The following is an 11,203-nucleotide window of genomic DNA, read 5'->3' on the forward strand; positions in this document are numbered from 1 at the left end:
GGTTATGCCTCGTGTTATTAAACAAGACGGCAGCCGCGAACCATTTAACGAAGATAAATTATTAAATGGCTTAAATCGCGCACTCGAAAAACGCCCAGTGAGCACAGAGCAAGTAGACGAAGTAGTGAATATAATAAAATCGCAGTTGCGTGCTACAGGCGAGCGAGAAATTTCAAGCCATTTGGTTGGTGAATGCATTATGGAAGCCCTCAAAAAGCTCGATAAAGTAGCGTATGTAAGATTTGCCTCTGTTTATCGCTCGTTTGAAGATATACGCGAATTTGGCGAAGAAATTGCCCGCTTAGGGGAGTAACAATGCAAAGCCAAGTTCCTTTTACTGAACATGATGAAATGTATATGGCACGCGCCATAGAGCTTGCCAAAAAAGGTCGGTTTACTACCACACCTAACCCTAATGTTGGCTGTGTTTTAGTTAAAAATAATCAAATAATTGGTGAGGGGTTCCATCAATTAGCTGGTCAAGGTCATGCAGAAGTAAATGCACTGGCTGTCGCTGGAAAAAATGCACAAGGTGCAACGGCTTATGTAACGCTTGAACCGTGTAGTCATTATGGCCGTACGCCACCGTGCGCCGAAGGCTTAAAAGCTGCCGGTGTGGTAAAAGTAATTGCTGCTATGGTTGATACAAATCCACAAGTTGCTGGCAAAGGCCTTAAAATACTGAGCGACGCGGGTATTGACGTTGCTTACGGGTTACTCGAATCACAAGCTCGCGCACTTAACGTTGGCTTTTTTAAGCGTATGGAACAAGGCTTACCTTATGTGATTTGCAAAATGGCAGCGAGTATTGATGGTAAAACGGCGCTTAAAAATGGGCAAAGTAAGTGGATCACAAGTCCTGCTGCTCGACAAGACGTACAATTATACCGAGCGAAAAGCTGCGCTATTTTAACCGGTGCCGATACAGTGCTAGTAGACGATGCTAAACTTAATGTGCGACTAAGTGAGCTGCCTTGCACACTGCCTACTGATTTGCCGCTTCGCCAGCCCGTGCGTGTTATAATTGACTCTCAAAACCGTTTAACACCTGACCTTGCTTTATTTGAAATCCAAAGTGATGTAATAATATTTACGACTAAGGTTGATAAATCATTGCAATGGCCGCATTTTGTAAAGCATATTGAAGTTAGTGAAAGTAACGGTAAAGTTGATTTACAAGCCGTTTTAGAAAAACTTGGGCAACTGCAGTTTAATAATGTTTGGCTTGAAGCTGGCGCAACACTTGCTGGTAAAATGACAGAGCTTAATTTAGTTGACGAGTTTGTTTTTTATTTAGCGCCTAAACTAATGGGCCATGATGCAAAAAGTTTAGTTAATTTTCCTGAATTGACGAGTATGCAGAACACCGTTGATTTAACATTTAATGAATGTGCGCGCATTGGTGACGATTTACGTATCACCGCGTCAAAACTCATTAAAATCACTTAATAAAAAGAGTAGTGCTATGTTTACTGGGATAATAGAAGCCACAGGCAAAATTGCTTTATTACAAAAAAAACAAGGCGACTTAGCCATTCGTATCCAAAGTACTGATCTTGATATGACAGACGTAAAGTTAGGTGACAGCATTGCAACTAATGGTGTTTGCTTAACTGTAGTTGATAAACATATTGATGGTTTTAGTGCGGATTTATCTAATGAGACGATTAGTTTGACCGGTTTTGCTCACTATGCTTTAGGACAAACGGTGAATCTTGAAAAAGCCATGCAACCTGTTTCTCGTTTAGGCGGTCATTTAGTGTCTGGCCATGTTGATGGTATCGCAACAATTACAAGTATTACAGCAAACGCCAGAGCAACAGAATATTGGCTTACAACTGACGAAAATTTAATGAAATACATTCCTTACAAAGGTTCGGTATGTATTGATGGTATAAGCCTGACAGTAAACGCTGTAGAGGGTAATAAATTCAAATTAACAATTGTCCCACACACGAGTGAGCAAACCACAATTGCTCATTTTAAAGTAGGTACCCAAGTTAATTTAGAAGTCGATCAAATTGCACGTTATTTAGAGCGCCTTATAAAGGGTGCAGAGCAACCAACGGGCTCTGATATTTCGATGAGCTTACTCGCTAAAGCGGGTTTTATTAAATAACGAAACTGACAACTTACACGAGCAAATTTATGAATTTACACAGTGCGCAAAAAATCATCGACGATATTAAAGCCGGTAAAATGGTTATTTTAATGGATGATGAAGATAGAGAAAATGAAGGCGATTTAATAATAGCAGCTGAGCATATTAGCGCAGAAGCGATTAATTTCATGGCTACCCATGGCCGTGGTTTAATTTGTTTAACCATGACGCAAGAGCGTTGCGAGCAACTTGATTTACCGTTAATGGTTAAAAACAATGGTGCAGCATTTTCGACTAACTTTACAATGTCGATAGAAGCATCAAAAGGTGTTACAACCGGTATTTCAGCAGCAGATAGAGCGCGTACAGTGCAAGCGGCTATAGCTAAAGGCGCAGTCCCAAGTGATATTGTTCAGCCTGGACATATTTTTCCTATTATGGCGCAACCTGGTGGCGTATTAACTCGCGCAGGACACACTGAAGCTGGCTGTGATTTAGCGCGTTTAGCTGGACTTGAAGCATCATCTGTTATTGTTGAAATACTTAATGCTGACGGCACTATGGCACGTCGCCCTGATTTAGAAGTTTTTGCGAAAGAGCACGATATTAAAATTGGCACCATTGCTGATTTAATCGAATACCGCAACTTAAACGAAACAACAATTGAGCAAGTAGCAAAATGTAAGTTACCAACTGTTCATGGTGAATTTGATTTAGTTACTTACAAAGACACAATTGACGGCCAATTACATTACGTATTGCTCAAAGGCGATATAAAAGATCAAGAGCCGACAAATGTACGTGTACATTTGCAAAGTACCTTTAACGATATTCTACTTTCAGACAGAAGTGCTGACCGTAGCTGGGGCCTTTCTGAAGCAATGGCTTATATCGCTAAAAATGAAGGTGCTTTAGTTATTTTAGGTAAGCAAGAAAGCACTGAAGAGTTAGAGGCAACTGTGAAAGCATTTGCAGCAGCTGATGCTGGCGAAAGCGTTACGCCACGTAAATTCAAAGGTACATCTCGTACTGTTGGCGTAGGTTCGCAAATACTTGCCGATCTTGGAATTAAACAAATGCGATTAATGAGTCGCCCTAAAAAGTACCATGCACTTTCGGGCTTTCATTTAGAAGTTGTTGATTACGTTGAACCACAATAAGCATCACGCTTAAACTAGGCTATTATTTTATTTTTATGGTATGATGCGCAGCAATTTTTGCGCAATCGCAACCGCTTGAACTTATTTTTAGGGTTATCAAATGAAAATTATTGAAGGTAATAAGTACGCTCCAGGCAAAAAATTTGCCATTGTCATTTCTCGTTTTAATGACTTTATTGGTAGCAGCCTCCTTGCAGGTGCTGTTGATGAGCTAAAACGCACAGGTGGCGTATCAGATGACGACATTACCGTTATTTATGTGCCAGGCGCGGTAGAATTACCTTTAGCGGCTAAACGCGTTGCGGCAAAAAAAGAGTATGATGCAATCATCGCATTAGGCGTAGTGATCAGAGGTGGTACACCACACTTTGACCTAGTTGCTGGCGAATCAAACAAAGGTCTTGCGCAAGTATCACTTGAGTATGATATCCCGGTTGCATTTGGCGTATTAACCACAGAAAGCATTGAACAAGCAATTGAGCGTGCTGGCACCAAAATGGGCAATAAAGGCGGCGAAGCTGCTTTAGGCGCGCTTGAAATGGTTAATGTGTTAGATAAAATTTAAGTTTAAGGAATTTTTGTGAAACCAGCAGCAAGACGTAAAGCACGTATCTTAGCACTCCAAGCCGTTTATTCTTGGCAAATAAGTGGCAATTTAATTGCCGATATCGAACAACAAATGTTGATCGAAACAGACGTTACTAAAATTGATGTTGAATACTTTAAAGATCTAGCGACGGGTGTTGCTGTAAATTACAAGCAACTAGACGAAGCTGTATCACCACATTTAACACGTCCGTTTGATGACTTAGATATGGTTGAGCGTGCAATTTTACGTTTAAGCAGCTATGAGCTTAAGTTCCGTGAAGACGTACCTTATAAAGTTGCTATTAACGAAGGTATTGAGCTGGCCAAAATTTTTGGCGCTGAAGACAGCCATAAATTTGTAAACGGTGTACTTGATAAAGCTGTTAAGCATTTACGCAAGTAAGTAAACCGTTAAAGAGGGGAGCCGGCATAGGCCGGCTTTTTTGTGTATGAAGGAATTTGAATTAATTAACCGCTACTTTAAAGGTCGCGGTATCACCCGTCGTGATGTAAACCTAGGTATAGGGGATGATTGCGCTTTAGTAACCGTTCCACAAAACTGCCAACTTGCCGTTACAACAGACACTCTTGTTGCTGGCGTACACTTTTTTGATGATATTTCCCCTCGTGCATTAGGTCACAGAGCGCTTGCTGTTAATTTAAGTGATTTAGCGGCCATGGGTGCTGAGCCAACTTGGGTTTCAGTTGCGTTAACTTTGCCAAGTATTGACCCACAGTGGATTGAAGAGTTTACTGATGGCATGCATGAGATTGCTGAATATTTTAATGTGCAGATTATAGGTGGCGATACAACTCAGGGCCCACTAACCATCACTATTTGTGCGAAAGGGACTGTACCCGAAGGTACTGCACTTCGTCGTAGTGGCGCAAAAGTGGGTGATTGGATTTATGTTACGGGTCCGCTAGGTGACGCTGGACTTGCAATTGAGTCTCGCAAACAAGGTATAAGTATTGAGCCAGAGCATTTAAAGTACGTAAATAAACGCTTTGACTTTCCAACCCCACGTGTTGCTGCAGGGCAGGTATTACGAGGCCTAGCATCATCGGCTATTGATGTGTCGGACGGCTTAATCGCTGATTTAAGTCATATACTAGATATGTCACAAGTAAGTGCAGTGGTGAATATTGAAAGTATTCCAACTTCAGATGCGATGCAAGCAAGCCTTGATTTTAATCAGCAGCTGCCATTTATTCTCAGTTACGGTGATGATTACGAATTAATTTTTACGGTCCCTGATAGCAATAAAAGTATGTTAGAAATAAAGCTACGCCAGTATGGTGTAGATGCAACATGCATTGGCCAAGTTAAAAGTGGCGATGGCCAAATTGAGCTTTTACACAATGGTGAAAAGTTTGATTTTGAACCGCAGGGTTTTGAGCACTTTGCAAAGGAGCTGGTTTGAACAATAACCGCAAGTTTAATTTAAAGCGTCCACATCAGTTTTTTGGTCTGGGCTTTGGGACTGGGCTTGCCCCTAAAGCGCCCGGTACATTTGGTACGTTTGCTGCATTGCCATTCATTTTTATGACCACGTATTATCCGTTATGGCTGCAAATTGTATTTGCCGTTGTGATCAGTATATTTGGTATATGGGCGTGCGGTAAAACGGCTGATGATTTAGGCGTGCACGATCATCCTGCTATTGTATGGGATGAAGTGGCGGGTTATTACATCACTATGATTGGCGCAGCACTTAACTGGCAAACATTACTCGTAGGTTTTTTGTTATTTCGCTTTTTTGATATAGCAAAACCCGGCCCAATCCGTATGCTAGACAAACGAGTACATGGCGGTTTAGGTATAATGGCCGACGATATACTTGCGGGTATTTTTTCGCTTATATGTTTACAAGCGTTAATAAAAGTGGGTTTACTGCCCTTTTAATTTTTATATTTGATTTGTTTAACTAGGTGGCAGCAATATGATGCGATTTTTACTGGTTTGTGTACTTATGTTGTGCGCGACGCCAAGTTGGGCTTCAATTACTGATTACGTAGTTAAGCAATGGAATATAAAAGATGGCCTACCGTCGCAATCACTTAAAAGTGTTGTGCAAGATCAGCAAGGCTATATGTGGCTTGGTACGCAATTTGGTTTAAGCCGTTTTGATGGTACAACATTTACAAATTACAACACGCAAAATAGTCCATTCTTGCCTAGTAATGGTGTTAATAAGCTTTTAGTCGATTCTAGTGGTTTGTTATGGGTAGGCACTAAAAGTGGCTTGGTAGTTATTAACCCAGCCACATTTGCAGCACAAGAATTTAATATTAAAGGTCCAGTAAGGGATATTCTTGAGGACTCTAAAGGTAGCATATGGATTGCGGCCAACGGCTTATACTATGTAGATAGAGGGCAAGTTGATTTACGCACTGAAGTAAATGGTCCTCTACCTATTGTTAATGCTACTGTGATCACACAAATAGTTGGCTCTGTTAGCCAAATGGCACTCTCTCCTGAAGGCATTTGGCTGGTTAATGATCGTCATTTATTACGCCTTACAAAAAACTCATCAGATTTTTCTAAACTACGTTTAGAGCTTACCGCAAAAATATCTTTACCAGAGCGCTTAGCGCAAACCATAGTGCACGATTTATCATTTTTAAATGGTAATTTGTATATAGCTTCTGAGCTAGGTGCATACTTTTTAGATTTAGATGACGAGCTAAGACCTTTTCCTCTACCTAATGCAAATAACTCAGCCGTTTATAAGTTTATGAGTGATACCGATGGTGGCTTGTGGGTTTCGACCTATGGACGCTTATTATTCAGAGATAAAACCGGTGAGTGGCAATGGGTAGAGCCTAGCCAACTCGATCAAAGTATATGGTTTGCTGATATTTTTAGAGATGATAAAAATAACGTTTGGTTAGCAAGCTTTAGTGAAGGCTTGTGGCTTGCTCATGAAGGGCGAGTCGAAAGGCATTCAGCAGTTTCAAATATGACCGAATCTGTTATGGCTATTAGCCAAGCACCCGATGGTAAACTGTGGGTTGCGAATAAAAGCGGCATTGGTTATTTCGATTTAGATAAAAGTTTTATTAATTTAGTCCCAAGTAGTAAATATGGATACGCATCAGTACACGATCTACAATTTGATGGTGAGCGATTATATATAGCCACAGGGCGCGGCTTATTTGTTTTTGAAAACAAGACACTTTACACCGTCCCTGGTCGAGCACTTCGCGATAATCCGGTATTTGCAATAAGTCGCTCTAGTAAAGGCGGCTTTTGGATTGGTACCGGACGCGGTTTATATCGATTAAATTATGCTGGTTTAACGCCTTTTGCCTATAACGCTTTTTTAGGTAGTAAGTTTATTACCTACGTATTAGATAAAACAAACTTTGGTGTGATTGGTACTAGTAAGGGCGCATATTACTTTACAGACCGTGGCATTGAAAAAATTGGCGACCAAACAACACTTGAAAGCGCATACGTAACTAGCGTGCTACATATAGATGGCGTGGGTATTTTAATAGGTTCTCTTAACGATGGGCTTTTTTACAGAAGTACGCAAGGGCAATGGCGTCAGCTCGATGCAGCTAATGGTTTACCGTATGGTTCTATATTTAGCCTAGAATATGATGAAAAGTTAAAGCATGTTTGGGTAAGCACCATGAAAGGTGTTTACAGAATGCCTGTAGAGCAATTTAAAACAGAAATAAAAAGCTTAAAAGTTGAAGAAGTAATTTCATCTTTTGACCGTCAACTTGATGGTAAAGCGAATCAATGTTGTAGTGGACTTGGGCATGATGCGGTAGCAGACACCGGAAATTCTATTTGGTACCCAAGCTTACAAGGTGTTGTTGAAATACCTAAAAATGTAGAGCTATTTGGTGTGCTTGCATTAAAGCCAACAATAGAGACAATAACAACGCCACTTCGTCATTTAACTACCGCTGCGCTTGGTAAAAAACCATCATTAGAAACAGACGAGCGTGATATAACGCTAACTTACACAGCTATTGATTACTATGCACCAAACAGCATTGAATTTAGATATAAACTAAGTGGCTTAGATAGTGACTGGCGCTATGCAAATACGCGACGTGAAGCTATTTATACTAACTTGCCTCCTGGCTCGTTTTTGTTTCAATTAGAAGCTAAGCGCCAAGGTGAAGACTGGGCTAAAGCGCAAGATGTAGAATACGGTTTTGTAGTGCCTGAGCGCTTTGACGAAACAATTTACTTTAGGCTTTTAATTACCAGTGGTTTTATTTTGCTTTTTTATCTCATTTTTTGGGTGTTTAGAGCACAAGAACGCAGAAAACAAGAAGCATTAGAGGGCTTAATCACTGAGCGTACCTTAGAGCTTCGCCAAGCTAATGATAAATTAGGCCAAGTGAATTCACAGCTTAAATTAGTGAGTCACTCAGATGAGCTAACAGGGCTACGTAGCCGCCGCTTTTTGTTTGATCAACTCCCTAAAGATATTGAGCACTTTCAACGTAATTCACAGTCGCTGCAGGCACAAGGTAAGTCACTGGTGCTGGTAATTATTAACTTTGATAACTTCAGCCGTATTAACGATGCGTATGGCCCAATTGCAGGTGATAGCTGCTTACAGCAAATGGCTGCATTGTTAAATTCGCGTACGCAGGGCTCTGACTATGTGGCACGTTGGAGTGGTGATGAGTTTTTATTATTATTACGTGACTTTAAATGCAATAAAATAGATAGCTATGCCTCAGAACTTTGTAAAGTAATAGCGGCTAATTCGTTCCAATTACCAAATGGAAAAACAACTAATATCACGGCATCAATTGGTTGGTCATTTTATCCATTACCTTTATTAGGCGGGCAGGTAATTAGCTGGGAAACCTCTATTAACTTAGCAGATATAGCATTGCATCAAGTTAAAAAACGCGGTGGTGATGGTGTGGCTAATATTACGTTTGATGAGCAGCTCGATGCATTTGAGTTTGAACAAAACTCTAATGTTGATCAGCAATTAGGTATTTTACAAAGTAATGGCTTGGCAGATATAAAAGTGTGGATGCGATAATGCCCGACCAAGGTTATTGGTCAGGCATGGTGAGGTTAACTCTATTTGTTAAGCCAAGCTGGTAATATTGCAATCGACTCAGGGGCTGTAAATGCCGTACTGGTATCGGCGCTTATATCACCGCCTGCACTGCTTAAAATATTATTAAATCGCATAACCACATTATTTGACTTCTCAGCTACGTATAAATCTGTTCCGGTATACATAATATCAACAGGGTTACCCAGTAGGGTATTTGGACCGCTAATAGTGGTACTTATGTTTACCAAGCCCGATGCCGTTGCTACGTTATTCAATACGTATATTTTGCCATCGTCAGCAACTGCTGCGCTACCAACATCAGAGAGTATTAGCGAGCCACTTAGCGAGTCGTAGTCGATGCCGTGCATGTTGCTTGGTGCTGCTACTGCTGTACCTGCATTTGCTGGCGTTATAAGCCTATCCTCAACTGCAATATTAGTACTACCAGCCATTAGTTTGCTTTTAACTTCGTCAAATACAGCAACGGTTCCATTTGTTAGTGCTACAAAAGCTCGATCAGTGTTTGCATCGTAATCAACATCCCAAGGGCGAGCATCGTTTGCAAACGTAAGCGTCATTAATGGGCTTGCATCCCCTGTGGTGCAAGTTGAAAATATTGAAATACTTGGAGTATCTGCATTATTTTCTGCAACTAAAATCATACCGCTATCAGAAGCCACATCAAGACCTTTAGGAGATATAAGGCCTGTATTCGAACCAGTAATAATGCTGTCTTGGTTCGTATTATAAGTTTGCCCATCTCTGTTTATTGCCACTTTATTTGAAATAACAATACCGCCAATTGAGGTTGTACTGTTATCGAACGTTGTATAACTATTACCCGCTTTATCAAAAGTTACACTTTCGATAGTTTGACTTGCATTATAGTTGCCAATTTCTGTGTTAAGTTGTGAACTTAATCGACTAATTTGCCCAGTTGTTTCACCTGCAGTGCCCGGATTACTACTTACAGCAACACCTAGCAGCGCCATATTAGCGGTATCACTATCTGAAATATCAGCCATTTCATTTTGTATACCCAGTTTAGTAATTGACTCAGGTTTAATTGTTGAGGTAACTAAATCAGGAGTGATATCGCCGCTCTCACCTGAAAATATATTGCTGAACACAAGAACAGCATCATTTGATTTTTCAGCTACACGTAAGTCACTACCTTCAAGGCTAATATCAACTGGGTTACCAAGCATTGTTGCTGGACCGGCAATACTTCGTGCAACGCTTACTAAGCCCTCTGCAGTTGAAGCATTATTAATTACAAATAACGAACCATCGGTTGCGTCTGAGGCACTGCCTACATCAGACAAAACAAGTTTGTTAGTATTTGAGTCATAAACAATGCCGTGAATATTTACAGATATTTGCGTGCCATCATTATTACTTGGAGTAATTGTGCGGCTTGGCATTGCGGCAAATTCACCACCAACAAAATTATCATAAACGGCTACATCACCATTTGTTAGTGCTACATAAAGGCGGTCGTTAGATTCATCATAATCAACATCCCACGGCGCCGCTTCTGTAATAGTTGTGCCTAAAGGCGCTGCATCGCCCGCGGCTGTAGCGCCAAAAGTCGTTACTTGCATAGCGCCAAAGTCAGCAATAAAAACAAGGCCACTCTTTTGTGCTACAGCTATTCCTTTAGGGTTTACCAGTGTTGTGTTAGTACCTGTTATTTCGCGATCTGTATTAGCTGTATAGGTTGCGCCGTCACTACGATTTGCAAGCTGGCAAATAGTTTTAATACTGCCATTTTCGCTGTCGCTTGCTTGCAATAAATTACCTAAGCTATCAAATGCAACGCCTTCGTTAGCTGTTGTATTAAAGGTTTTTAGTTTAGAGGCGTTTTGGTTAATTAAATCGATAGTGCCTGTATTGCTCTCGCCATTGTTTGCCAAAATTAATGTGGCTGATGCAAAACCAGGGTTGCCATTTGTACCGTCGGTACCGTTTTGTCCATCGGTGCCTGCAATACCATCTACGCCGTTTTCACCATCGTTTGAGCTACAGCCTGTAATGCCGATTAATACTGCAAGTGTTAAAGCTGAAAAACTAAGCGTGTGTTTAAGTGTGTTTTTTTGTGTTGAATGAGTTGTTAAATTAGCTTTATTCATCATTTTTACCTTTTAAATATTCCATCAAATGTAGGTAAATAACGCGCTTGCTCATAAGGCATAGACTAAGCGGCACCGATTATTTACATGTTAACCTCATATCAATAACGGCTATAAAATGAAACTGGATGCAAAAAAGTTAAAATTAAAAACAAAAAAAGGAGCCTTGAG

General features: G+C 40.5%; 10 protein-coding genes. 9 read left to right on the forward strand and 1 reads right to left on the reverse strand.

Annotated features, from left to right (window positions below; translation table 11 throughout):
- The 9 genes from nrdR to H5072_RS03800 form a co-directional block, all read left to right on the forward strand.
- A partial coding sequence (gene nrdR / locus H5072_RS03760; RefSeq protein ID WP_182692750.1) for a transcriptional regulator NrdR occupies positions 1–313 on the forward strand: 313 nt, incomplete at its 5' end.
- A gap of 2 nt (positions 314–315) precedes the next feature.
- A complete protein-coding gene (gene ribD / locus H5072_RS03765; protein ID WP_024596292.1) occupies positions 316–1,449 on the forward strand; it encodes a bifunctional diaminohydroxyphosphoribosylaminopyrimidine deaminase/5-amino-6-(5-phosphoribosylamino)uracil reductase RibD in 1,134 nt (377 codons plus the stop codon).
- Between the two features lie 16 nt (positions 1,450–1,465).
- Positions 1,466–2,119 (forward strand): riboflavin synthase, encoded by a 654-nt coding sequence (locus tag H5072_RS03770; protein ID WP_024596291.1) that lies wholly within the window; start codon positions 1,466–1,468, stop codon positions 2,117–2,119.
- Positions 2,120–2,148: 29 nt separating this feature from the next.
- Positions 2,149–3,261, forward strand: a complete 1,113-nt coding sequence (gene ribBA / locus H5072_RS03775; RefSeq protein ID WP_182692751.1) for a bifunctional 3,4-dihydroxy-2-butanone-4-phosphate synthase/GTP cyclohydrolase II — start codon at positions 2,149–2,151, stop codon at positions 3,259–3,261.
- 100 nt (positions 3,262–3,361) lie between these two features.
- Positions 3,362–3,826 carry a 6,7-dimethyl-8-ribityllumazine synthase gene (ribE, locus tag H5072_RS03780; protein WP_002961753.1) on the forward strand — a complete coding sequence of 155 codons (465 nt, stop codon included), beginning with the start codon at positions 3,362–3,364 and terminating at the stop codon, positions 3,824–3,826.
- Positions 3,827–3,841: 15 nt separating this feature from the next.
- Positions 3,842–4,252, forward strand: a complete 411-nt coding sequence (gene nusB, locus H5072_RS03785; RefSeq protein ID WP_002961751.1) for a transcription antitermination factor NusB — start codon at positions 3,842–3,844, stop codon at positions 4,250–4,252.
- 46 nt (positions 4,253–4,298) lie between these two features.
- Entirely contained in the window at positions 4,299–5,273 is a 975-nt protein-coding gene (gene thiL / locus H5072_RS03790) for a thiamine-phosphate kinase (RefSeq protein WP_024596289.1), read from the forward strand.
- Positions 5,270–5,755, forward strand: coding sequence for a phosphatidylglycerophosphatase A (locus H5072_RS03795; protein WP_182692752.1), 486 nt, complete (start codon positions 5,270–5,272; stop codon positions 5,753–5,755). The genes thiL and H5072_RS03795 overlap by 4 nt, the downstream gene beginning before the upstream one ends.
- A 37-nt stretch (positions 5,756–5,792) precedes the next feature.
- On the forward strand, positions 5,793–8,879 hold the full coding sequence (locus H5072_RS03800; protein WP_182672770.1) for a ligand-binding sensor domain-containing diguanylate cyclase: 3,087 nt from the start codon (positions 5,793–5,795) through the stop codon (positions 8,877–8,879).
- A gap of 41 nt (positions 8,880–8,920) precedes the next feature.
- On the opposite strand, the gene H5072_RS03805 is transcribed toward H5072_RS03800, so the two are convergent.
- Positions 8,921–11,032 (reverse strand): hypothetical protein, encoded by a 2,112-nt coding sequence (locus H5072_RS03805; RefSeq protein WP_182692753.1) that lies wholly within the window; start codon positions 11,030–11,032, stop codon positions 8,921–8,923.
- Between the last annotated feature and the right edge of the window lie 171 nt (positions 11,033–11,203).

Source organism: Pseudoalteromonas sp. SR45-5, assembly GCF_014163565.1.
Lineage (GTDB): Bacteria > Pseudomonadota > Gammaproteobacteria > Enterobacterales > Alteromonadaceae > Pseudoalteromonas > Pseudoalteromonas distincta.

Excerpts from the sequence above, each read along its gene's own strand:
- ribD (WP_024596292.1), top strand. The coding sequence starts at position 316 with ATGCAAAGCCAAGTTCCTTTTACTGAACATGATGAAATGTATATGGCA.
- H5072_RS03770 (WP_024596291.1), top strand. The coding sequence starts at position 1,466 with ATGTTTACTGGGATAATAGAAGCCACAGGCAAAATTGCTTTATTACAA.
- ribBA (WP_182692751.1), top strand. The coding sequence starts at position 2,149 with ATGAATTTACACAGTGCGCAAAAAATCATCGACGATATTAAAGCCGGT.
- ribE (WP_002961753.1), top strand. The coding sequence starts at position 3,362 with ATGAAAATTATTGAAGGTAATAAGTACGCTCCAGGCAAAAAATTTGCC.
- thiL (WP_024596289.1), top strand. The coding sequence starts at position 4,299 with ATGAAGGAATTTGAATTAATTAACCGCTACTTTAAAGGTCGCGGTATC.
- H5072_RS03800 (WP_182672770.1), top strand. The coding sequence starts at position 5,793 with ATGATGCGATTTTTACTGGTTTGTGTACTTATGTTGTGCGCGACGCCA.
- H5072_RS03805 (WP_182692753.1), bottom strand. The coding sequence starts at position 11,032 with ATGAATAAAGCTAATTTAACAACTCATTCAACACAAAAAAACACACTT.